Genomic DNA, 25,308 nt, shown 5'->3' on the forward strand with positions numbered 1-25,308 from the left:
ATTATACTTTAAAAACGTCCTTCGAATTTTGAGTTGTTATTTCAGCTATATCTTCAACTGGCCTATTGTATATACTGGAAAGTTTTTCCAAAACATTAACTATATAAGCGCTTTCATTTCGTTTGCCTCGATAAGGCACAGGTGCAAGATAAGGCGCATCGGTTTCCATCACAATATGCTTCAGATCTATTTGGTTAATAAACTGGTCTATCTTGCCATTCTTAAAAGTTATTACACCTCCTATCCCCAATTTCATATTATAGGATATGGCTTGTTGGGCTTGTTCTAAAGTCCCTGTAAAACAATGAAAAATTCCAAATAAGCTATCATCCTTTTCACCTTCTAAAACATCGAATATGTCGTCAAACGCATCTCGACAATGAATCACAATGGGCAGCTTATGCTTTTTAGCCAATTGTATCTGATGTTTAAATGCTTTTTTTTGTATCCCTAAGGTCGATTTATCCCAATACAAATCAATTCCTGTTTCACCAACTGCATAAAATTGGTGTTGAGTCAACATATGCTCTACATGCTTAAGTTCATCAGCATAATTTTCCTTTACATGAGTAGGATGTAATCCCATCATTAAATACACTTGTTCTGGAAAGTCTTCTTTTAATTGAAGCATGGATTGGGTATACGTAGAATCTATTGCCGGAATAAAAAAACGGGACACACCTAGTTTTATAGCTTTCCCTATCATTTCGTTCCTGTCTTCATTGAAAGCTTCACTATATAAATGGGTATGTGTATCGGTTATAATCAAAATAGAATTGTTTTCGTTAACCTCTTTAAATTTGTAAAAATAATCGTTTTACATGATTATCTTTACCAAAAGACTAATAAGATGCAGTCACTTTACGAATTTCTTAGTACTAAAAACTATACCCGTGTAAAATTACACCTTACCAAAACCAATCATTTTGAAATTAACGCAACTATAAATGGTATAAAAGGCGTATTTATTTTAGATACCGGAGCGTCAAATTCCTGTGTAGATTTTGAAGCCATAGAGACCTTTAAATTACAAGCCGAAGACTCTATGGTAAAAGCTGCAGGTGCTGGTGCTATTGATATGGATACCAAAACAGCAAAAAAAAACAAGATAAAAATTGGAAAATGGAAAAATAATAAAGTTGTTTTGGTACTATTCAACCTTACCCATGTGAATACAGCCCTAATAAAACACAACGCTAGGCCAGTTGATGGTATTATAGGCGCAGATATTTTAAAAAAGGCTAAAGCTATTATAGATTATCAAAAGAAATATCTCTATTTGAAATTATAATTCCCTTTTTGGTGGCAAAATTTGCTTAAGACAAACCGTTCCTTTATTGGAAACCATAAAAAAGCCTTTTAAATAACTTAAAAGGCCTCATATAACTTAATGTTTTAGCTTTTACAACTCTAATGCTTTCTTAACATCATTATCCATTAAAAGTTCAATTGGGTTTTCCAAAGCTTCTTTAACAGCTACTAAAAAGCCAACACTTTCCCTGCCATCTATAATTCTATGGTCGTAAGACAATGCCACGTACATGATAGGCCTAATTTCAACTTTACCATCTATAGCTACAGGACGTTCAACTATATTATGCATTCCTAAAATACCACTCTGTGGCGGATTTATAATAGGTGTTGATAGCATACTCCCAAAAACACCTCCATTGGAAATAGTAAATGTACCTCCCGTCATTTCATCAACTGTAATTTGTCCATCACGTGCACGCAACGCTAATCGCTTAACCTCAGCCTCAACACCTCTAAAACTCAAATTTTCTGCGTTTCGCATTACTGGCACCATGAGTCCTTTTGGTCCAGAAACAGCAATGCTTATGTCGCAGAAATCGTATGAGACCATATCCTTACCGTCTATCATAGAGTTAACTGAAGGGAACAATTTTAATGCCCTAACTACAGCTAAAGTAAAGAAACTCATAAATCCTAATCCAACGCCATGCTTTGTTTTGAAGATCTCTTTATATTCACTACGTAAAGCAAAAATAGGCGACATATCTACTTCATTAAATGTAGTTAACATTGCAGTTGTATTTTTTGCTTCAACCAAACGTTCGGCTACTTTACGACGCAACATAGACATTTTTGACCTGGTCGTTCCTCTATTACCCCCTGTTGGTGTTCCCATAGAAGGTACGGCATTTACAGCGTCTTCTTTAGTTATCCTGCCATCTTTTCCTGTACCTGAAACCAATGTAGAGTCAATACCCTTTTCAGTCAAAATCTTTTTAGCAGCTGGACTTGCTGTTCCTGTAGCATAAGTGGCCGCCTGTTGTTGTATTGGTGCACTTGTCACCGCTTCAGTTTTTGGGGCCTCCATTTTTTCTTGAGTTGCTGAGCTTGTCGAAGCATCTGGCTTTTCAGCAGAGGTGTCAATTAAACATACTATAGCCCCTACAGCTACGGCATCGCCTTCTTCTGCCTTAAGTGTTATGGTTCCACTTGCTTCTGCAGGTAATTCAAGTGTTGCTTTATCACTGTCTACTTCTGCAATGGCTTGGTCCTTCTCTACATAATCACCATCTTCAACCAACCATGTTGCTATTTCTACTTCGGTAATAGATTCACCTGGAGAAGGCACTTTCATTTCTAAAATCATATGCTATAATTTGAATTATATTCTGAGTTAATTTTGTTAATCTTATTTTGAAACATCAAAAACGGCATCAATTACACGTTGCTGCCTATTTCTATCCCTAGTGCTTGAACCCGGTGCCGGAACAGAACTAAACGCTCTTGAGTACACTTTTAAGTTTACCAAATCCATGCGTTCAAGCATGTAGGTCCATGCCCCCATATTTTTTGGTTCTTCCTGTGCCCATGCATATTCTTCTGCATTAGGGTATTTGTTTATCACTTCCTGAATTTTTCCCAAATGTAAAGGGAACAATTGTTCTATTCTTACTAGAGCCACATCTTCACTATTTAGCTTTTCCCTTTCAGCCAACAAATCATAATAGAATTTACCTGTACAGAACACCAATTTTTTAACTTGTTTAGTCCCTATAGTATCGTCTATAACTTCTTCAAAAGTACCAGTTGCCAATTCATTTAATGAAGATACCGCCTTTGGGTGACGCAAAAGACTCTTTGGCGTAAAAACAATAAGTGGTTTCCTGAAATCACGTTTCATTTGTCGACGTAATAAATGGAAAAAGTTTGCTGGCGTCGTACAGTCTGCAACAATCATGTTATCATTACCACACAATTGCAGGTAACGCTCTATTCTTGCCGAGGAATGTTCAGCCCCTTGCCCTTCATAACCATGAGGTAATAACACCACAATGCCATTTTGAGATTTCCATTTATCTTCGGCTGCAGAGATATACTGGTCGAAAATAATTTGAGCTCCATTACTAAAATCTCCAAACTGGGCTTCCCAAATGGTTAAAGTGTTAGGATTAGCCATAGCATACCCGTAATCGAAACCAAGCACACCATATTCGGACAACAATGAATTATAAATATCCATCGCCCCTTTATTGTTCGGGTTAGTATTTAAAAGGTTGATTCGCTCTTCTGTCTTTTCATCACGTAAGATAGCATGGCGATGGCTAAAGGTTCCTCGTTCTACATCCTGTCCAGATATACGAACATTATAACCTTCTTCCATTAAACTGCCATAGGCTAAGGTCTCTGCCATACCCCAATCTAACGTATCGGTTTCAAAAACCATTTTATAGCGCCCTTCCAAAATGCGCTCGGCTTTTCTTAAAAACGTAGCCCCTTTAGGAACAGTAGAAATGACTTTCGATATCCCTTCTAACTTTTCTTTTGGATATGAAGTTTCAATAGAATCTAACATAGCGGAGAGCCCCTTACGTTCAAACCCTTCCCAACGTTCCTGCATAAACTCCCTAACTTTTGAGGACTCGGCATGTCTGGATTTTTCATATTCCCGTTCTAGCGTACCTTTAAACTCGGCTACAATTTCATCAGAATATGCTTTGTCTATAGTCCCTTCTGCAATAAGTTTATCAGAATAAATTTTAAATGGGTTTGGGTGTTTTGCAATATATTTATAAAGCTTGGGTTGAGTAAAACGTGGTTCATCTCCTTCGTTATGTCCATATTTTCTATAGCCCAACAAATCTATATAAACATCTTTTTGAAAACGCATTCTATATTCCAATGCCATTTCTACAGCATGCACTACAGCTTCGGCATCATCTGCATTAACATGCAAAACAGGAGATAATGTGACCTTTGCTACATCGGTACAATAGGTACTGGAACGCGCATCTAAATAATTGGTTGTAAACCCTATCTGATTGTTAACTACAATATGAATGGTCCCACCTGTTTTATAGCCATTCAACTGACTCATTTGTGCTACTTCGTATGCAATGCCTTGACCAGCAATTGCCGAATCGCCATGTACTATTATGGGTACTATTTTTGAGTTATCACCATTATAATCTGTATCTATTTTGGCTCGGGCAATACCTTCGGCCACAGGAGCGACAGTTTCTAAATGTGAAGGATTGGGTACCAAATTCATCTTAATGTTTTTCCCATTTTGGTAGGTCTTGTTTAATGTAAATCCTAAATGATACTTTACATCACCATCTATATTTTCATCTTCAAAATCTTTACCATCAAACTCACTAAAAAGTTCCTTAATTGGTTTCCTAAATATATTTACAAGAGTACTCAATCTGCCACGATGTGCCATCCCCAGAACACATTCTTTAACCCCATATTTTTCAACAGAGTAAAAAAGCACATTGCTAATAGCCGGAATTAATGATTCCCCGCCTTCTAATGAAAAACGTTTTTGTCCTACATATTTGGTTTGCAAAAAATTTTCAAAAGTAACTGCATGATTTAATTTTGAAAGGATATATTTTTTAGTTTCCGCAGAAAAATTTGGTTGGTTATCATTCTTGTTCAATTGGTCTTGCCACCACCCAATAACGTCTGGATTACGCAAATACATATATTCCACACCTATGGAGCTACAATAAATACGCTCTAAATGTTTAATAATTTCACGTAATGTTGAAGCACCAATTCCTAAAATTTCTCCGGCACTAAAAACGGTATCTAGATCATTTTCTGATAGGTTGAAATTTTCTAAATCTAAAGTAGGGTAATAACTTCTTCGTTCACGCACAGGGTTAGTTCTAGTAAATAGGTGCCCCCTCATCCTGTATCCATCAATTAACCTAACAACATAAAATTCTTTGTGAACATGTTCGGTTATCTCAGTTGAACTAGCCTCTGCAGTCTCACCATTTAACCCAAAGCTCTCACTACCAAAATCGTAACCTTGAAAAAACGCTCTCCAACTTGGTTCTACACTATCTGGGTTTTGTAAATATTGATCATATAAATCAGCAAAGTATGCTGTATGCGCCGCATTTAAAAATGAAAATTTATCCATTACAATTTTTAATGGCCTTAGGCCTGGTCAAAATATTTTCCAAAAATACAACTTTTAACAAAATCAGATACTGATTTTAGTATAATTATAACATGTGATTCTATATCCAAAAAACAGTTTCATTTTATATAGTAACTTAGGCTATTTACATATATAAAACCAAAGATAATTATCTGTTAAAAACACTATTACGTCTATAATTTTATCATTAAATAGCAAAGGTCTTTTCGCTTAAAAAACCCCAAAATAATTTCCAGAAACACATTAACTTTAATGAAGTCTAGGCCTAAATGCCACATTCAGTGATTTTAAGTGCAGCCTATAATGCAACTACTATGCATTATAAATGATTTATAAGTATCATGTTTAAATCCAACGTGTTGATAAACCCTATGAGATTAGTTCAAATTTTACAAATGATAAATATTTGTATTTCAACTCTTATTTTGGGGCAGGCTATTAAAAGTAGAATGTAACTTCATGAGAACATTATCATATGTTATACAACAGAAACAAAAACATCTTTATAAATTCATGGATGCCTTTTACTAGGTTCTATTATCTGTAATATCCTCTAGTAAATTTTAAAGCTGCGTTCCTTTGTATTTAATTCAATTTTTTAAAAAAAGACAATTTTATCTTAAATATGATTTTTATCATATTTTTTTCAATGTCAAGGTTATAGTTTTGTTTAATTAAAACCGCAAATATGAAATCAACACTAAAGCTAATGACCATTTTATTTTCTTTATTACTAATGAACTGTGGCGGTAAGGAAGAAAAAAAGAAAGAAGGCTTTTCTTATGAAAAGAAAACTACTACAGAACAAACCCTAAAGAAAGAAGATGCAGTTCCAGCTTCAAAAAAAATAACCCTTAATAATAAAGGTGTTGGTCCCATTACATCATTAGATTTAAGCTCCGAAATAGACCAAGAGATGGCAACCCATGGTGCCGATGTGTTTAAAAAAATGTGTACCGCATGTCACCGAGCTGATAAAAAATTCATTGGACCTGCTCCTACTGGCATTTTAGAACGTAGAAGCCCAGAGTGGATTATGAACATGATTTTAAATCCTGAGGAAATGGTACAAAAAGACCCATTAGCCAAGGAATTACTCATCGAATTTAACGGTTCTCCCATGGCAAACCAAAACTTGACCCAGGAAGAAGCGAGAGCTGTACTAGAATACTTCAGAACACTTAAATAACTTCTTATAAAAAACCAAAAAATATGAATACAATAAAACAGCTATTTCTTGTTTTAGCAATCTTAGCATTTGTTTGCTCATGCAAAAACAATAACAGTAATGCCCCAACGAACAATACAGATAGTAATATTGAAAAACAATCTGATGACAAAACAGGACAGGCATTTATTACAGATGATGAAGCTACCCCTAACTGCTTACAAATTGCTATAGGCTCCCCAGACCATAAAACATTGGTAGCGGCAGTACAAGCAGCCCAAGTAGAAAACGCTTTGGTTAATGTAGGACCTCTAACCGTTTTCGCTCCAACTGATGCTGCTTTTGCAGCTTTACCCGAAGGCACAGTAGAAAATTTGGTAAAACCTGAAAACAAAGAAACTTTAGCAAATATCTTAAAGTACCATGTAACTCCTGGTAATTTAAGTACTGCCATTTTAACAAAACTGCCAAAATTAGGACAGGCTAATAACCAATACGTAAATGTGGAAGTCATTGACGGAAAACCAGTTATCGCTGGCGCTAATATTATTGCTTCGGTTAAGGCAGGTAATGGTATCGTTCATGTTATTGACAAAGTATTACTGCCTCCAGCCGAATAAACACATTATAATCAGAAAACCATATAACAATGAAGAATATATTTAAATCAGTAGTTGCAATACTAAGTGTATTTATAGTATTTACAAGTTGCAATAATTCCAAACAATCCAATTCTGGTGCATTGGCAGGTAATGTAGCAGACAAGGTTTATGTTGCTCCTGGTGAGCATGATGAATTCTATGCATTTATTTCAGGTGGCTTTAGTGGGCAAGTATCTGTTTACGGTTTGCCATCGGGACGTTTGTTTAAAGTGATTCCCGTTTTCTCACAAGATGCTGAAAAAGCATGGGGATATAACGAAGAAACTAAACCTATGTTGAACACATCACATGGCTTTGTACCTTGGGACGATGCACATCACCCCGATATTTCACAAACCAATGGAGTTATTGATGGACGTTGGGTTTTTATTAATGGAAATAATACACCTCGTATTGCAAAAATAGACCTATCTACTTTTGAAACCACAGAAATTATTGAAGTCCCCAATAGTGCTGGTAACCACAGTTCGTCGTTCGTTACTGAAAACACAGAGTACGTTGTCGCCGGCACCCGTTTTTCTGTTCCTGTACCTCAAAAAGATATGCCAATTAAAGACTACAAAGGAAACTTTAAAGGGGCTCTAACCTTTATTTCTGTTGACCCAGAACACGGGCATATGGATATTAAATTCCAATTAATCATGCCTGGTTTCGATTACGATTTATCACATCCAGGTCGTGGTAAATCACACGGCTGGTTTTTCTTCTCAACCTATAACACAGAGGAAGCCAGTACACTTATGGAAGTAAACGCTTCACAAAATGACAAAGATTTCATAGCGGCTGTTAATTGGAAAAAAATTGAAGAATATGTAAACAATGGAGGTGGTATTATGATGCCAACAAATTACGCTCATAACGTGTACGATGAAAGCACCCATATGGCCACTTCTACCATGAAAAAAGAGGTTCTTACTGTAAATCCATTGGATGTTCCTGGTGCAGTTTATTTAATGCCTACACCTAAATCTCCCCACGGTTGTGACGTAGATCCAACAGGGGAATATATTGTAGGTAGTGGTAAACTTTCAGCTAACTTAACAGTACATTCGTTTACTAAAATGTTAGCCGCTATTGAAAACCAAAAATTTGCTGGTGACGCCTATGGTATTCCAATAATCAATTTTGAGGATTCATTGGCTGGTGTTGTTGAGCAACCCGGTTTAGGCCCATTACACACCGAATTTGACGGTCAGGGTAATGCCTATACAACCTTCTTTATTTCTTCTGAAGTTGTTAAATGGAAAGTAGGCACTTGGGAGGTATTGGATAGACAACCTTGTTACTATTCCGTTGGCCACTTAATGATCCCAGGAGGCAACTCCCAAAAACCTTTCGGAAAATATGTAGTAGCGATGAACAAGATAACCAAAGACCGTTATTTACCTACTGGTCCAGAGGTAACCCAATCGGCTCAACTTTATGATATTTCAGGTGATAAAATGGAATTGCTGTTAGATTTTCCAACCGTTGGTGAACCGCACTACGCTGCTGGATGTCCTGCGGATCTAATAAAACCCCGTTCAAAAAAGATTTTCAATTTAGAGGATAACAATCATCCTTATGCTACAAAATCTGAATTGGACACTAAAGTTGTAAGAGAAGGAAATATTGTTCATGTATATATGACAACCATACGCAGCCACTTTTCTCCAGATAATATTGAAGGTATAAAAGTAGGCGATAAAGTATATTTCCACGTTACCAATTTAGAGCAGGATTATGATGTACCTCATGGTGTAAGCATAATTGGAGCCAACACTTCTGAGTTACTCATTATGCCAGGACAAACTGAAACTTTCGTTTGGGAACCTAAACAAGTGGGGGTTTGGCCATTTTATTGTACCGATTTCTGTTCTGCACTGCATCAAGAAATGCAAGGTTACGTTCGCGTTTCAGCTGCAAATGCCAATACACCTCTTAAATGGTCTCTTGGTGAGGATATAGAATAATAAAGCTTAGGGAAATTTTTGTTTTAGTGTTTATTTTCCTATTAAAGGCGAGAGTATAATATCGCTCTCGCCTTTCTATTGAAACACTAAAAAATTAAATCATTAGACTTAAATAGATGAAAAAGTCAAATATCATCATGCTAATTGCAGCATTGCTTCCATTAGGGTTGTTTTTATTTCCGCTATGGAAAATTACTTTAGAAGCTCCCCAATACCCTACACCTTTAGGCATGTACATCCATATTAATGATTTTTCTGATGCCAATCCGCATGACATTAAAAACATTAATTTAATGAACCACTATGTAGGGATGAAGTACATCCCAGATGCCATCCCAGAATTTAAAATTTTTCCGTTAGGCATAATTATTACAACTATTATTGGTTTAATTATCGCCTTTAAAGGTAATTATAAATGGTTTTTATACTGGTTCATCTTAATGATTATTTTGAGCAGTGCTGGACTTTATGATTTTTATCTTTGGGAGCATGATTATGGTCACAACTTAGACCCAAAAGCCATTATGAAATTTACTAATCCCGATGGATCTATAATGGGCTTTCAACCTCCTTTATTTGGCACAAAGCAAATTTTAAATTTCACAGCACACTCTTACCCAAGATTAGGGGCCTATTTCTTAGGTATAGGCATCTTTGCTGCTTTTTTTGCATACATTGTTGGAAAAAAAGCAATAAAAAAATATGATTAAACCCTAAGAAGAAAAACATCAAAACACTAAAATGAAAACACTAAAACATTATTTAACACTAACATTACCCATCCTGTTTTTAGGCTGTAATGCTGGCCCAAAACCCATCGATTATGGTAATGATGGTTGCCATTTTTGCAAAATGACGATTGTAGATAAAGTCCATGCAGCAGAGATAGTCACACAAAAAGGTAAGGTGTACAAGTTTGACGCCGCCGAATGCATGGTACATTTTATGGAAGATATCGATACTTCTGAAATTAAATTATACCTATCTAACAATTATACTGAACCAGAAGTGCTTATTGATGCAACAATGGCAACCTTTTTAATAAGTAAAAATATTCCCAGTCCCATGGGAGCATTCCTTTCAGCTTTTAAAAACAAATCCGATGCCGAAAAAGTGCAACAGAAAAATGGTGGTACACTATACAATTGGCATGAACTTCTTAATCATTTAAATAAATAGCCTACCTATATTTCCTAATTAGTATTTATATTTCAAAAAGTATTTAGTTACTTTATACAGTTTTAGCTCATCTATTAAAGACATTAGCATACTAATTTGAAACCATTGATAACACATATCGCTCTTTTTTTAATTCTTATTACTAGCTGTCCCATATTTCCCCAAAGCATTGAAGTATGTAAGAGTTGTGATTTCAATTCTATAAAAACTGCAATTGCCAATGCCAATGCTTTCGATACTATTCTCATAAAAAAAGATACTTATAAAGAACACAATATTAAAATAGAGAAACCCCTCACTCTCATTGGAAAAGATTACCCCATTATTGATGGTGAATTAAAAGGGGAAATCATTACCATTTCTTCAGATAGTGTTACAGTAAATGGTTTATCCATTATCAATGTAGGCACTAGCTACACAGAAGATTATGCCGCTGTTAGGGTAAAAAGAAGCAAACACTTCACCCTAAAAAATCTGATTTTGGAAAACCTGTTCTTTGGTATTTATTTGGAAAAATCCAACTACGGAAAAATCTATAATAACAAAATTATAGGGCATGCGGTTGAAGAGTACAACTCTGGTAACGGTATTCAATTATGGTATAGTAACAATATCGAAATTGAATATAACCATATTCAGTATGTACGTGATGGTATTTACCTAGAATTTGCCAACAATTGCCTTATTAAAAATAATGTAAGCACCGAAAATTTGCGCTACGGCCTGCATTTCATGTTTTCTAATAACGATATTTATCAAAATAATACCTTTAAAAATAACGGAGCCGGTGTAGCCGTGATGTTTTCCAAAAACATAAAAATGTACAATAATCTCTTTAAAGAGAATTGGGGTACCGCGTCTTACGGTATGTTGTTAAAGGAAATTAACGATGCTGAAATTATTGGTAATACCTTTATGGAAAACACCATAGGAATTAATATAGAGGGTTCCAATAGGATTTTGTATAAACACAACAATTTTAGCAATAATGGTTGGGCCATTAAAGTTCGTGGAGCTTGTTATACCAATCAATTTTTAGAAAACAATTTTTTATACAACTCTTTTGATATTGCCTATAACAGCAAGGTAAATGATAATATATTCAACAGAAACTATTGGAGCAATTATACAGGCTATGACTTAAATAAAGACGGTGTGGGCGATGTCCCATACCGACCAGTAAAGTTGTTTTCGTACATTGTAAACCGAACACCTGAAACTATTATATTGCTTCGTAGCCTATTTATAGATGTTATTGATTTTTCAGAAAAAGTTTCTCCCGTTTTTACTCCTGATAATCTGTTGGACAATAACCCTGTAACAAAAAAAATACAATGGTAAGCATAACAAATTTACATAAAACATTTAATAAAAACACGGTATTAAGTGGTGTAAACCTTGAGATAAAGGGAGGTGGCATATTTGCTATTTTGGGGCCAAATGGTTCTGGTAAAACCACACTTATTAAAACCATTTTGGGTATGGTTATTCCCAATAAGGGAAAAATTACTGTTCTTGACAAAGACATAAAGCATGACTCGGTATATCGTCACCAAATCGATTATTTGCCTCAAATTGCTAATTTTCCAAATAACTTAAAGGTTAAAGAGCTCATTAAAATGATTAAGGATTTGCGGGGAGATACTAAAACCGATATAGAACTTATTAACCGCTTTAAATTGGAACCCTTTTTAGATAAAAAATTGGGTAACCTTTCAGGTGGCACCAAACAAAAAGTGAATATTGTACTTACTTTTATGTTCGAAAGTCCTTTAATTATTTTAGATGAACCCACAACGGGATTAGACCCCATTAGCCTAATCCAATTAAAAGAGCTCATTCAAACTGAAAAAGACAAGGGAAAAACCATATTGATCACCTCTCATATCATGAGTTTTGTGGAAGAGGTCTCAGATGAAATTGTATTCCTATTGGATGGGCAAGTTTATTTTAAGGGCACCATATCTAAATTAAAAAACAAAACTAATGAACTTGATTTCGAACGCGCCATTGCATCAATACTAACTGAAAACCATGCTTAAAATTTTAAAATATAGTTTCTTTGACCTTATGCGTAGCCGATGGAGCTATGTGTATTTCGCTTTTTATTTGCTATTGGGAATCATTCTACTTTTTTTAAATAACGACCTTTCCAAAGCAGTAATTACTCTCATGAATGTAATTATAGTGCTCGTGCCATTAATTGGTACAATATTTGGCGTTATGTACTATTACAATTCCAAAGAATTTACCGAATTGTTATTAGCACAGCCCCTTAAGCGTGCATCTATATTTATAGGACAATATTTAGGAGTAGCCTTATCATTATCTATGAGTTTAATCTTTGGACTGGGTATCCCTTTTATTTTTTATGGTTTATTACAATCTACCGCTATTTGGGATTTTTCACTACTCTTGACATCTGGGACATTTTTAACCTTTATATTTACAGCTTTAGCATTTAATATTGCCCTTTCTCAAGACAATAAAATTAAAGGCTTCGGTTACGCCATTCTTCTATGGCTATTCTTTGCTATTATTTATGATGGCTTTTTTTTAATGACCCTAATTCTTTTTGAAGATTACCCCTTAGATAAACTTTCCTTAGTAGGCACTATGTTGAATCCCATCGATTTATCACGAACCCTTATCCTTTTAAAATTAGATATATCGGCATTACTAGGCTATACCGGAGCTATATTTAAAAAATTCTTCGGCACCAATTTCGGACTTATTATATCCTCGCTGATGATGACAATCTGGGTAGTATTCCCGGTCATTAGAATTATAATAAAGTCTAGAAAAAAAGATTTTTAAAAAGAACTTGTGAAAAATAAATCCCTCAAATGCTTTAACATTCGAGGGACTCAACCAACCAAAGTAATATGATATAATAAATTTACATATTACTAACCAAATTGTTGTTCCATCTTAATAGCTTGAGGAAACAATATATTGTTTTCTAAATGAATGTGTAAATGCAAATCCTTTTCAAACTCACACAACATAGCATAAGTTACTCTATAGGTGTTACAAGCATCTTCCGGTGGATTATAATTGTTACTTAGATTGGCTATTTGCCTGAAGCGTTCACCTTCGTTTTCATGTTCATGCTTCATCATGGCTATAGGGTTTTCAACGGTACCGAATCCAGGTGAATCAATCGCACAAAGACCTAATTTGGTATTCACCATCTTTTTCACGAATGGAAATAAAATGAGTTCCTCTTTCTTCATATGTGCTGCCAACTCGCCTGCCGATGCCTTAAACAGCTCATTAATCTGTAATAATTCAGGATGACGTTCGCCATGAACCTGGCACAGCTTATTTAAAAACTGAAGCAGAACAGGAATCTTTTCTTCAACATAACGGTGGTGTTTCTTTTCAATATAATCTATTAACAAATCCAAAGGCCAAGATTTATAATCTATGGACTGATCGGTGTTGCTGTTTAAAACATTATGCAGTTCGTCCAATAAAGCATCGGTGTCTATTCCCTTTTTTTTACAAACTTCCTCTAAGGTACGGTCTCCCTTACAGCAAAAGTCAATGTTATGTTTTGAAAAAACTGCTGCTGTTCTAAAATCTTCGGCAACAAATTGTCCTATTTGTTTTTTTGAATTGTTTTGTAATGTAATCATAACTAATTATTTATTTCGGATAATTTTGTCTTTTTTGGTTGTAAATTTTTTTAAACCTTTAAAAATGAGGCGCCCGATTTTATATTAAACGCTAATTCTTCTAAAGTGGTATGCTCCAACATCTCCCGTAAGCCTTCTCGAATGGATTTAAACTTGTCATGTACCGGACATGGATGGTTTTCGTCACATGCCTTTAGCCCAAGTCCCCAGCCCTTGTAAATAGAATCGCCATCTATCGCGTCAACAATATCTGCTAGCTTAATAAGTGGCAATTGACTTTTAGCTATCTCAAAACCACCATAAGCACCCTTGATGGAATTTACCACATTGTTCTTAGCCAATGCCTGCAAAATCTTGGCGGTAAAAGCTTCTGGCGAGTCAATTTCCTTTGCTATTTCTTTTGGGCTTACACGTATACCTTCATTCGATTTTATAGCAATGAAAATAATCGCTTTTATACCATATTCACAAGCTTTTGAAAACATACCACAAATTTAAAACAAAAATTAATTTAAGACAAATTACTCTTAATTAATATTGGTGTCTAAACCACACTTTCTGCCATTCTCGTTTTAAAATTAAAAAAGCAACGTCTTCAGACAGTTTTACAGCGTCTAAAGAACCATCTAAAGCTTTAATCTCTGTTTCAGGCACATCTATAATGTAAAGCAAATTAAGGTAATCTGAAAATCTTTCCTGTATGAGCTTGTAAACCATTTCATGAAGTAACAACTTAAGGCTAAATGGTTCGATAGCTTCATGAAATGCTAAATCAATGTTAGCCAAAAGAAAATCTTTATTAAGTTGTAAAATTAATTTTTTGTACAAGTCCAATGCATCGGCTTGTTTAATTAACGCTTCAAAATTAGTAGGTAATTGCATTAAACAGCTCTATACATTAATTGAGTTCCAAAAGTTTTCAATAATTGCTTTTTCTCTTCAGAAATTTGTAGAGTCTCCAAAATCATAAAAGACTTATTTGTATAGTGTTCTATCGCTTTGAGAGTGGCTTCTGTCGCACCAGATGATTCAAAATGCTGTTTTGCTGTTTTTACTTTGGCTGAAAGATCTTCTGGATTGGAAGCGAATAATTCACGTAATGCTAATTGATCGGTATCATTGGAAAATTCCAGTGCCTTTAGATACAAATAGGTCTTTTTGTTTTCAATAATATCACCCCCTATCTGTTTCCCAAAGGTTTTCGGGTCACCAAATGCATCCAGATAATCGTCTTGCAGCTGAAAGGCAATCCCAAGATTTTTACCAAATTCGTAAATACCGTTTTGGTCTTCAATCGAAGCGTTAGCAACAATGGCTCCCATTTTAAGTGACGTCCCCACCAAAACAGCCGTTTTGTATTCTATCATTTTTAAATATTCAGGAATGGTAACATTGTCTCGAGTCTCAAAATCAATATCGTATTGTTGCCCTTCACAAACTTCCAAAGCTGTCTTACTAAACAACTGTATTAAAGCACGAAAGGTCTGTGGCGGGTAATTTTCGAATAACTGATAGGCCATAATAAGCATAGCATCGCCCGACAAAATCCCCGTATTAATATCCCATTTCTCATGCACCGTAAGTTGTCCACGACGCAAAGGGGCTTCGTCCATTATATCATCATGTACTAAAGAAAAATTATGAAACACCTCTATACTTAAAGCTGCATTTAAAGCCTCTTTATAATGACTATTAAAAATATCTGCCGCCATTAGTGTTAAAACCGGCCTTAATCGTTTACCCCCTAAGTTTAATATATAATGTATAGGCTGGTAAAGATTTTTAGGCTCTTTTGTTACAGCATAATCCTTTAAGTATGTAACAAAATGCTGATGGTATTCTTCTACTGATAACATGTGGTAAAAATAAATTAAAAAAGGGAATGAACTCATTATGATATAAAATATGTGTTAAATAATTGTAAAACTTAGGAAACTTTTTTTGTTTTTTAAGTTTCCTATTGTAATTTTGCATACAATCATGAGAGATAAAATACTACAACTTGCAGGAGAGATGTTCTTAAATTATGGATTTAAGAGCGTTACTATGGATGACATTGCCAATACTTTAGGCATTTCAAAAAAAACTATTTATCAACATTACGATAATAAAACTAAATTGGTAGAAGCTACAGTAATGTATGTTTTCGAGAATATTTCAAATGGCATTAATTGTATTTGTGCTTTGGAAAAGAACCCCATTGAAGAAATTTACGATATCAAACATTTTGTGATGAATAACCTAAAGGATGAAAAGTCCTCACCACAATACCAGCTTCAAAAATATTATCCTATTATCTTTTCAACATTAAAACAAAAGCAATTTGAAGTGATGCAGGGTTGTGTAAAAACAAACTTAGAACGTGGTATTGCTCAGGGTTTGTATAGAGAAACTGTTAATATAGAATTTATATCCAGAATCTATTTTAATTCCATGATGGCAATAAAAGACAAAGACTTATTTCCCCTAAAGTATTTTTCAATGAACGTCCTTATGGACTACTTTATTGAATACCATTTAAGAGGCATTTGCAGCAAAACAGGTCTCGAAACATTGAACCAATTTATAAACACACCGACTTAACATAAAAAAAATGAAAAACCGATTGATTATTATTTTCGGATTACTAATTACAGTACATACCTACGCCCAAGAAAATTACAGTTTCTCCTTACAAGAAGCTATAAATTACGCCTTAAAAAATAATACCAACATCAAAAATGCCGACCTCAGCATTCTTGCAGCAAAACAGCAGGTTTGGGAAACTACGGCTCGCGGATTGCCCCAAATAAATGGAACTATTGATTACTCCATAAACATCAAAACACCTTTTGATATAGACATGTTCCCAGAGGACAGCCCATTTAGGTTTATGTTTCCAAAGCATAATTTGACACCTGCAGTAACTTTAAACCAGTTACTCTTTGACGGTGGTTATATAGTAGGGTTACAATCCAACAAAGTGTTTTTGGAAATTTCCCAAAACGCCAAGGATAAAACCTCAAACGAAGTAGAAAACATGGTTGTTAACGCATACAATAATGCCCTCTTAACTAAAGAAAGTATAGAAATAACCAAAAGCAACATTAATGTCCTTAAAACTAACTTATATGAGACCACTAAAATATATGAAAATGGTCTAACCGAAGAGGAAAATGTTGAACAACTGCAATTAACATTATCTAGTCTAGAAATTAATCTTAAAAATTTAGAAACCTTATACGATATATCGAAAGGCTATGTAAAAATTCTGCTAGGTTTAGACCCAAACATATCAATAGAACTTACAGATTCTTTAGAGGATTTAATAACGGAAAATATTTCGTTAGACCTTATTAGTAATACTTACTCTATCGAAAATATCATAGACTATAAAATTGCTGCAAATGAATCGGTTAGTAAAAGCTTGCAATATAAACTTGAAAAATCTGAACAATTACCTAAGCTTAACGCATTTGTATCCTCTAGCTATCTAGGCTATAGTAATTCCTTTTCTAATTATTTTAAACCTGAGCAAGACTGGCTATTTACAACTGTAGGAGGCTTTAAATTAACTGTTCCCGTTTTTAGCTCCTTTGCGGGTAAAGCCAGACGGCAAAGAGCCAAAATTGAATGGGACAAAGCAAAAAACAACTTGTCGCTCACCGAGCAGAAGTTAGAAATCGACTATAAAAATGCTAAAAGTGAATATACTTTAGCCATAGACACCTATGCAAACAAGAAAAAGAACTTGGCCTTAGCTGAGAAAATAGAAAGAAAGAACACTGTTAAGTATAAAGAGGGTGTCGCTAGTAGCTTTGATTTAAGACAAGCCCAAATGCAGCTTTACACCAGTCAGCAAGAATATTTGCAATCCATTATAGACGTTATCAATAAAAAGGCAGCATTAACTAACTTATTAAATTTAAACAATAAATAATCATGAAATATATATACATAACTCTTTTAAGCACCATTATTTTATCGTCTTGTGGAGACACTAGTAAAAAATCGGTTGAAGACATTATTGCTTCTAAAGACAAAACTGCTATTGAAACTAAACGAACTGAATTAAAACAACAACAACAACAGATAGCTACAGATTTAGAAAAAATAGAAGCTGAATTAGATAAACTTAACAATAAAAAAGTATTGCCACTGATTACCACTATAACAATTGAAAAAGTAGAATTTAATCACTTTCTAGAAGTTCAAGGCAGCGTAAAAACAAAACAAAACATTTTATTATATCCAGAGTTTGCTGGTACATTAACACACGTTTATGTAAAAGAAGGTCAAAAAGTAAATAAAGGACAAACTTTAGCAAAAATTGATGATGGAGGTTTAGGTCGGCAACTGTCTCAAGCTAAAACACAGGAGGCTTTAGCTAAAACAACTTATGAACGCCAAAAACGTTTATGGGAGCAAAAAATTGGTTCAGAAATTCAGTTTTTACAAGCCGAAACCACATTTAAAGCAGCGCAGGATGTTGTAAAACAATTACAATCTCAATTGGAAAAAACTTTTGTAAAGGCACCTTTCTCAGGTATTATTGACGATGTTATTACCGAACAAGGAAGTGTTGTGGCTCCAGGACAATCTCCTCTATTAAGAATTGTTAATTTAGACAATATGTACATTGAGGCAGAAGTCCCAGAAACACATTTGCCAAATGTAACAAAAGGCAAAAAAGTAGAAGTTAGCTTTCCGGTTTTGGGAAAAACAATTATAACCTCTATTCGTCAAGTTGGAAATTTTATAAATCCAAATAACAGAGCTTTTAAAATTGAAGTAGGTGTGCCAAATAAAGATGGCGATATCAAACCTAATTTAACCAGTAAACTTAAAATTAATGATTACACAAACCCTAAGGCAATATTAATTCCCCAAAATATCATTTCAGAGAACAGTTTAGGGGAGCAGTATGTCTTTGTGGTTGATAGTAGTGTCAAAAATAATATTGGCAAAGCTAAAAAAGTTATTATTACTACTGGTAAAACGCAAGGCGATTTTATTGAAGTCCTAACAGGCTTAAATGCTGGAGATTTTGTGATTAAAGATGGTGCAAGAAGCGTTCAAGACGAGCAAGAAGTTGAGATTTCAAACTAAAAAACCAAAGACTAATGAGCAAGCTATATAAAGAATTTAAACCCTCATCATGGGCTATAAACAATAAAACGGTTATTTATGTAATTGTGGCCATCTTCCTCTTCATGGGAATTTCAGCTTACTTTAGTTTACCTCGCGAAAGCTTTCCAGAAGTAAAAGAAACTAAAATTTACATTAGTACACCTTATCCAGGGAATACGGCAGAAGACATTGAAAAACTTATAGTGGATCCGCTTGAAGACCGCATAAAGAATATAAGCAATGTAACCGAAGTACTTTCAACATCACAAGAGGACTACGGAATGATTATCGTTGAATTTGATGAGAATATTACCGTTGAAGCTGCCAGACAAAAAGTAAAAGATGAAGTAGACAGTGAAAAAGCGTCTGAAGATTGGCCAACTTTTAATGGTGCCAAAGTAGAACCCAATGTTTTTGATCTTAATTTCTCTGAAGAAATGCCTATTCTAAACATTAATTTAACTGGTGATTATCCGGTTGACAAGCTAAAGGCATTTGCAGAAATTCTTCAAGACGATATTGAAGATTTAGAAGAAATTAAAGCTGCCGATATACGAGGAGCCCAAGAAAAAGAAGTTGAAATAGCAGTAGACATCTACAAAATGATGGCGGCCAAAGTAAGCTTTAACGATGTTATATCTGCCATTCAAAATGGTAATATTACCATGAGTGGCGGCAATCTTATTGTAAGTGGCCAACGCAGAACCGTTAGGGTAATTGGCGAAATAGACAGCCCAAAACAACTCGAAAATTTTGTGGTAAAATCAGATAATGGAGCTGTGTACTTACGTGATATTGCAACAGTCTCTTTTATTGATGAAGATCACACCACTTTTGCCCGTGATTTTGGAAAAAATGTAGTGATGCTAGATGTAAAAAAACGCGCTGGGAAAAATATGGTAGCCGCAACAGAAGCCATTTACAAAATCATAAAAGCATCGCAAGAAACAAATGCTATTCCAAAGGATGTAAAAATAACCGCAGCTAACGACCAGTCACAAATTACCTTAAATCAAGTTGACGATTTAGTAAACAACATCATTTTTGGGATTATACTAGTAACAACCGTTTTAATGTTTTTCCTTGGGTTTAGAAACGCCCTGTTTGTTGGTTTTGCCATACCTATGTCTATGGTCATGGCATTTATGATTGTACAGATATTAGGCTACACCATGAATACCATGATTCTTTTTGGATTAATCATGGGATTAGGTATGTTGGTTGACAATGGTATCGTGTTAGTAGAAAACGTTTATCGTTTAATGGAAGAAGAAGGCATGAATCGTATAGAGGCGGCCAAAAAAGGGATTGGTGAAATTGCCATGCCAATAATCATTTCAACCCTAACAACGGTTGCAGCATTTATTCCATTGGGGATGTGGCCAGGTATGATGGGAGAATTCATGATTTATTTCCCCATTACATTATCCATAGTTTTAGGGTCTTCGTTGTTTGTAGCCGTTTTTATCAACTCTGTTATGGTTTCACAATTTATGAAAATTGAAGAAGAAGAAATGCCAATAAAGAACTTAATAAAAATCACTATTGTATTTGTAGTACTAGGACTAATTATCTATTTTATTGGTGGCACATATCACGGTCTAGGTACATTACTCATCTTTAGTTCCGTATTGCTTTGGGGTTATAAATACATCATAAAAGGATTAACACATACTTTTAAAGACCAATTTTTACCACGCTTAGAAAACCTATATGAAAAACAATTAAGAAATGCTTTAAGAGGAAAAATGCCTTATGTGTATGTTGGAGGAACTGTACTTATTCTTATCATTTCATTTATGGCTTTCGGAATGTCCATTGCCAGCCAAAGAACCAACATTGAATTTTTTCCAGACAACACGCCCAAGCAAATTGTAGTGTATATTGAATACCCTGAAGGAACAGCCATTGAAAAAACCAATAAGATTACCAAGGATATAGAGAACAGGGTTTATAGTATTATAAGAAGCGAGAAATACACAAACTCTAATGACGATAGTAAAAATTTCTTGGTAGAATCTGTGGTATCCCAAGTAGGCGAAGGTGCCGGAAACCCGTTTACCGATGGTGGCTCTGCTGCAGAAATGCCCAACAGAGGTAAAATTACTGCCACAATGCGTGAGTTTAAATTTAGAAGGGATGCTAACAACAATATTATTGATAGTGAAGAATTGCGTAAAGACATTCAAAGCGCTTTAAAAGGTATTTATCCAGGGGTATCCATATCGGTTGAAAAAGATCCCGTAGGTCCACCAACGGGTTATCCTATAAATATAGAAATTGAAGGCCAGGATTATAATCAATTAATTACAGTTGCAGAAAACATCAAAAAGTTTATTGACAGTAAAAATGTACCAGGTATTGACCAATTAAAAATTGATGTAAACCGTGGAAAACCTGTAACCAGAGTCGATATTGACCGTGAAAAGGCTGGAGAATTAGGCGTTTCTGCAGGTCAAGTAGGCCAACAACTACGTAACTCAATATTTGGCGCAAAAGCAGGCGTTTACAAAAAAGATGGTGAAGATTACAATATTAATGTTCGTTTTAATGAAGACATTAGGTACAACACCAGTGCCCTTTTTAATCAAAACATTATTTTTAGGGATCAAGCCACAGGAAAATTAAAGGAAGTCCCTATTTCTGCAGTTGCAAAAGTGGTAAACACCTCATCTTTCAGCTCTATAAAGCACCGTGATTATAAACGTGTAGTCACCGTTTATTCTGCATTGGCACCTGGCTTTATTGATGCCAATGTTATAGTTGACCAGATTAAAACCGAAATGGAATCGTATAGCGATACGTATGGCATACTTCCCAGTGATATTAAAATTGATTATACAGGACAACTGGAAGAACAAGCCAAAGAACAGGCTTTCTTAAACAAAGCACTTTTAGCTGGCTTGGGCCTAATTATGCTAATTTTAGTTTTCCAATTTGGCTCTGTTTCTAAACCCTCGATAATTATGGGAGCCATTTTTTTAAGTTTTGCAGGGGTATTCTTAGGTTTGGTCATAACAGGTTGGTCTTTTGTAATCATGATGACCATGATGGGTATTATATCCTTAGCTGGAATTGTTGTAAACAATGGTGTTGTATTGCTTGACTATACACAATTATTGATAGATAGAAAACGTGCCACAATGGACAATATTGATGTTGCCGAACGCTTACCCGTTGAAGACATTAAGGAGGCCATTGTAAAAGGCGGTAAAGCACGTTTAAGACCAGTATTGTTAACAGCCATCACCACCGTTTTTGGATTAATTCCATTAGCCATTGGGTTTAATATTGATTTCTTTTCATTGTTCAACAACTTTGACCCAAATATTTATATAGGTGGAGATAATGTTATTTTCTGGGGACCCCTAGCATGGACTGTTATTTTTGGGTTAATATTTGCCACATTTTTGACCTTAATTATAGTGCCCGTATTATTCTTTTTAGTCAATAAACTAAAGCGAAAAATCTTTTTAAGAAGGCAAATTTCGAGCACATCCTTTTAGGAATTAACAAACCCCCAGAGTTATTATGTCTCTGGGGGTTTTATATTATTAAATATTATTTTTTTACTTCCACTCAAAATCGCCACGTTCTATAGACCAATCATTCCCAAAGAACCCAGCACATTTTACGGCACGCATACCTTCGGTCAAAACAGAATCATCAAACAATAAAACATCTGGAAAAGTAGTACCGTTCACCAAATAATGGTTCATATAGGCCGCTTTCATGCCTTTACTTCCGGTAGCGGTTACAACGCCAACACTTGCTTTATCACTATCTTTTCTTGGCACTATAAAATACATACCCCATTGGTTACCAAATACCATTTTTCCGTTAAAATTAACCCCGTAATCCTTTACTTGTATTGGACAATCTTTTAAAAGTACATCCCAAGCGGCATTGTTATCGGCATTGCCGTATAAAACGACATTGCGATTGGGATATTTTTTCAAGGAAAAATCAATATCTCTAACTACTTCAATATGACCATTGGCTCTGTACCAAAAAGTTTCTGCATCAAATCGAGCACGATTATAATACCATTCATTTTCAGTATCAGAACCTTTTGTAGCGTAAACAAATACAACATTATTTCTAAAAGCATCTTTAAACCCTCCATTTCTATGTGGTCCTTTCTCCTTTAAAGATGGTGCAGGAACAGTCTTCCATAAACCATTCTCTTTTTTAAAAAACAATCTTTCTTTTTTGGTGAGTTTGAATTGACTATCATCAATGAGGAGCCCTTCAATCTTATGGTTTAATTTTTCAAAATCAACTTCAATCACAGAAACATTATTAGTTTTTATGCTATACTGATCCTCTTTTGAAAACTTAAACGAACTCAATTGAAAAGGTTGTTCCTGCTGATGAATGGTAATAAAATGCGATTTTGCTGATACACCTGGTGAGCCCGTATAAAACTCAAGAGTATTAAGGTCTTGGTCGTTAGGTATGGTACGAGCCTTAAAAAGGTTAAAAATAGGCTCCCAATCCATACTATGGTTGCCATACCAATGCTCACCCCCCGGGTATTCGTAATAGGTGAAATCGGGATGAAACTTACCCAAACGCTCTCGCATATCCTGTGCCAAATAGGTGGGTACTACATTATCCTTTTCACCATGTAATATATAAACACCATGATGCAAATAGTTACGTATAAGTTTTAATGTTCGACTTGGGGTACCTGCACGTTCAATCATAGTTTCTACAGGGGTCTTAATATAGCCTATTTTCAAACGTTCAATTACCTTAGGTGTCATACCAAAACGCAACAATCGTTCTTCGTCTCCTTCAAGCATCCGCTTTAAAAAACTATCTCTATACAGCAACAAATCTGGATATCCTGCACAAGGTGCAATGGCCGCAAAATAATCTGGATAAGTCGCGCCTAAATACCAGGTACCATGGCCACCCATAGAATGCCCCGTTAAATAAATTTTACTTGGGTTTGGTGTATAAATAGATTTTGCATCAGCCAGTACTTCCAAAGCATCCAATCGGCCCCAATCTTCCCAAGCAAATCCAAACGGACGTCTATTGGTTGGTGCAATAATATTTCCCCAGTCCTTTTTTGTGTAAGCATTGGCCTGATTCACTGCTTCAACCGATGCCCCATGGACCGATAAAAATAAAGCTCCTTTTTCGAGTTTTTTATCACTGGATGGAGCCACAGAGTAGTATTGCACACTGCCATCAATATGGCTAAGTAATGTACGTTTATGGTGCTCGTACTTGGACTTCACCTCAATGGAAATCTCCTTTGAATCGACTACTTGTGTATTACCATCAATCAATTCTAGTTTTAAATCTTGTTTGCCTTGCAAATTATTATCAGTTACTCCAGCCATTTTAAACGGCACTTTTAAGACACTCATTGGCGGAATATCAATAACATGGTGTTCCAATGGTGTATTATTAACCAATGCTTTTACCCGATGGTTTTTAACCCAGTAATCGGTAGCATTTATAACCCTAATGGCTCCTAAATATTCTTTATCTTCTTCCACTAAAAGATCAGGCAATGTTACATCCCTAATAGTAAATTGTACACCCTGTTGTGGCTCTATTAATCGTGCACGAAGCCAAGGAAAACGACCCACTTTCAAAACAAAAGTGTTAGTCCCCTTTTTTAATTTTAATGGAATCAAATTCCATCCAAAATCGTAATGATCACCTTCATGGGGCAATCCGTTAATTAACACCAACGAATGACCCGAAGCTTCAAAAAGCACAATACGCTCGCTAGTGGATTCATAATTCAAATACACATAACTAGATCGTAAATTTTCATTATTAAACGTGTTGGTGGAATCTACAGCAATTGTTTCCCAAGTCATGGTGTTCCCCAAAAAATCAATATCAAAAACATCATCTTTTTTAGGCGTATAATAAGGTTCCATTAAAAATTTACTATAAACTGGATCTTTTGGAAAAGACGATGAATTAAACTCAAAACTTTGGACTTTTAAGGCCAAGCCTGTTTTAAAAACATGTAACAATTCCCCTTCTTCAATGGTATTGACTTTTTCCTTACCAAAATATTCAACAATATTCCCTGTTTTTTGTTGGGCAGTTAGAAAAGTCGATAACAACATTGCCACCAAAACCATTCCCAATACTTTAATACGTACTAACTTCATGAGTGCTTCCTTTAATTTTT

At 35.0% G+C, this 25,308-nt stretch carries 21 protein-coding genes; 13 read left to right on the top strand and 8 right to left on the bottom strand.

Annotated features, from left to right (window positions below; translation table 11 throughout):
- Position 1: 1 nt before the first annotated feature.
- Positions 2–769: a TatD family hydrolase gene (locus MR053_RS01825; protein WP_242130783.1), complete on the bottom strand. Its 768-nt coding sequence runs from the start codon at positions 767–769 to the stop codon at positions 2–4.
- Between the two features lie 81 nt (positions 770–850).
- On the opposite strand from MR053_RS01825, the gene MR053_RS01830 reads away from it, so the two are divergent.
- Complete coding sequence (locus tag MR053_RS01830) at positions 851–1,291, top strand: retropepsin-like aspartic protease family protein (RefSeq protein ID WP_242130784.1); 441 nt, start codon at positions 851–853, stop codon at positions 1,289–1,291.
- A 111-nt stretch (positions 1,292–1,402) separates the two neighbouring features.
- On the opposite strand, the gene odhB is transcribed toward MR053_RS01830, so the two are convergent.
- Positions 1,403–2,620, bottom strand: coding sequence for a 2-oxoglutarate dehydrogenase complex dihydrolipoyllysine-residue succinyltransferase (gene odhB, locus MR053_RS01835; protein WP_242130785.1), 1,218 nt, complete (start codon positions 2,618–2,620; stop codon positions 1,403–1,405).
- Between the two features lie 42 nt (positions 2,621–2,662).
- Positions 2,663–5,407: a 2-oxoglutarate dehydrogenase E1 component gene (locus MR053_RS01840; protein ID WP_242130786.1), complete on the bottom strand. Its 2,745-nt coding sequence runs from the start codon at positions 5,405–5,407 to the stop codon at positions 2,663–2,665.
- A gap of 709 nt (positions 5,408–6,116) precedes the next feature.
- Here MR053_RS01840 and MR053_RS01845 point away from each other — a divergent pair.
- The 8 genes from MR053_RS01845 to MR053_RS01880 all read left to right on the top strand — a co-directional run bounded on the left by MR053_RS01845 (position 6,117) and on the right by MR053_RS01880 (position 13,206).
- A complete protein-coding gene (locus MR053_RS01845) occupies positions 6,117–6,617 on the top strand; it encodes a c-type cytochrome (protein WP_242130787.1) in 501 nt (166 codons plus the stop codon).
- 23 nt (positions 6,618–6,640) lie between these two features.
- The gene (locus MR053_RS01850) at positions 6,641–7,216 is read left to right on the top strand and encodes a fasciclin domain-containing protein (protein WP_242130788.1); all 576 of its coding nucleotides are present in this window, start codon (positions 6,641–6,643) and stop codon (positions 7,214–7,216) included.
- A gap of 29 nt (positions 7,217–7,245) precedes the next feature.
- Complete coding sequence (nosZ, locus tag MR053_RS01855) at positions 7,246–9,210, top strand: Sec-dependent nitrous-oxide reductase (protein ID WP_242130789.1); 1,965 nt, start codon at positions 7,246–7,248, stop codon at positions 9,208–9,210.
- 116 nt (positions 9,211–9,326) lie between these two features.
- Positions 9,327–9,920 (top strand): hypothetical protein, encoded by a 594-nt coding sequence (locus MR053_RS01860; protein WP_242130790.1) that lies wholly within the window; start codon positions 9,327–9,329, stop codon positions 9,918–9,920.
- Positions 9,921–9,951: 31 nt separating this feature from the next.
- Positions 9,952–10,389 carry a nitrous oxide reductase accessory protein NosL gene (locus MR053_RS01865; protein ID WP_242130791.1) on the top strand — a complete coding sequence of 146 codons (438 nt, stop codon included), beginning with the start codon at positions 9,952–9,954 and terminating at the stop codon, positions 10,387–10,389.
- A gap of 105 nt (positions 10,390–10,494) precedes the next feature.
- Positions 10,495–11,730, top strand: coding sequence for a nitrous oxide reductase family maturation protein NosD (locus tag MR053_RS01870; protein WP_242130792.1), 1,236 nt, complete (start codon positions 10,495–10,497; stop codon positions 11,728–11,730).
- Positions 11,724–12,431, top strand: a complete 708-nt coding sequence (locus MR053_RS01875) for an ABC transporter ATP-binding protein (protein ID WP_242130793.1) — start codon at positions 11,724–11,726, stop codon at positions 12,429–12,431. The genes MR053_RS01870 and MR053_RS01875 overlap by 7 nt, the downstream gene beginning before the upstream one ends.
- Positions 12,424–13,206 carry an ABC transporter permease gene (locus MR053_RS01880; RefSeq protein WP_242130794.1) on the top strand — a complete coding sequence of 261 codons (783 nt, stop codon included), beginning with the start codon at positions 12,424–12,426 and terminating at the stop codon, positions 13,204–13,206. Before MR053_RS01875 ends, MR053_RS01880 begins: the two co-directional genes overlap by 8 nt.
- Before the next feature lie 92 nt (positions 13,207–13,298).
- Here the strand turns inward: MR053_RS01880 and ric are convergent, their stop codons facing one another.
- Genes ric through MR053_RS01900 form a run of 4 tightly spaced genes read right to left on the bottom strand, consistent with a single transcriptional unit; the run spans position 13,299 to position 15,886 of the window.
- Complete coding sequence (gene ric / locus MR053_RS01885; protein ID WP_242130795.1) at positions 13,299–14,030, bottom strand: iron-sulfur cluster repair di-iron protein; 732 nt, start codon at positions 14,028–14,030, stop codon at positions 13,299–13,301.
- A 50-nt stretch (positions 14,031–14,080) separates the two neighbouring features.
- Positions 14,081–14,515: an RrF2 family transcriptional regulator gene (locus MR053_RS01890; RefSeq protein WP_242130796.1), complete on the bottom strand. Its 435-nt coding sequence runs from the start codon at positions 14,513–14,515 to the stop codon at positions 14,081–14,083.
- Positions 14,516–14,561: 46 nt separating this feature from the next.
- Complete coding sequence (locus MR053_RS01895) at positions 14,562–14,912, bottom strand: hypothetical protein (RefSeq protein WP_242130797.1); 351 nt, start codon at positions 14,910–14,912, stop codon at positions 14,562–14,564.
- Positions 14,912–15,886, bottom strand: coding sequence for a polyprenyl synthetase family protein (locus tag MR053_RS01900; protein ID WP_242130798.1), 975 nt, complete (start codon positions 15,884–15,886; stop codon positions 14,912–14,914). The genes MR053_RS01895 and MR053_RS01900 overlap by 1 nt, the downstream gene beginning before the upstream one ends.
- Before the next feature lie 124 nt (positions 15,887–16,010).
- Between MR053_RS01900 and MR053_RS01905 the strand changes: the two genes are divergently transcribed.
- Genes MR053_RS01905 through MR053_RS01920 form a run of 4 tightly spaced genes read left to right on the top strand, consistent with a single transcriptional unit; the run spans position 16,011 to position 22,645 of the window.
- On the top strand, positions 16,011–16,613 hold the full coding sequence (locus tag MR053_RS01905; protein ID WP_223551351.1) for a TetR/AcrR family transcriptional regulator: 603 nt from the start codon (positions 16,011–16,013) through the stop codon (positions 16,611–16,613).
- 10 nt (positions 16,614–16,623) lie between these two features.
- Positions 16,624–17,949, top strand: a complete 1,326-nt coding sequence (locus MR053_RS01910) for a TolC family protein (RefSeq protein ID WP_223551350.1) — start codon at positions 16,624–16,626, stop codon at positions 17,947–17,949.
- A 2-nt stretch (positions 17,950–17,951) separates the two neighbouring features.
- A complete protein-coding gene (locus tag MR053_RS01915) occupies positions 17,952–19,118 on the top strand; it encodes an efflux RND transporter periplasmic adaptor subunit (RefSeq protein ID WP_242130799.1) in 1,167 nt (388 codons plus the stop codon).
- 14 nt (positions 19,119–19,132) lie between these two features.
- Entirely contained in the window at positions 19,133–22,645 is a 3,513-nt protein-coding gene (locus MR053_RS01920; RefSeq protein WP_242130800.1) for an efflux RND transporter permease subunit, read from the top strand.
- Positions 22,646–22,708: 63 nt separating this feature from the next.
- Here MR053_RS01920 and MR053_RS01925 read toward each other — a convergent pair whose 3' ends face one another.
- Positions 22,709–25,288 (bottom strand): carboxylesterase family protein, encoded by a 2,580-nt coding sequence (locus MR053_RS01925; RefSeq protein WP_242130801.1) that lies wholly within the window; start codon positions 25,286–25,288, stop codon positions 22,709–22,711.
- Positions 25,289–25,308 lie beyond the last annotated feature (20 nt).

This window comes from Aestuariivivens marinum, assembly GCF_022662175.1.
GTDB lineage: Bacteria > Bacteroidota > Bacteroidia > Flavobacteriales > Flavobacteriaceae > Aestuariivivens > Aestuariivivens marinum.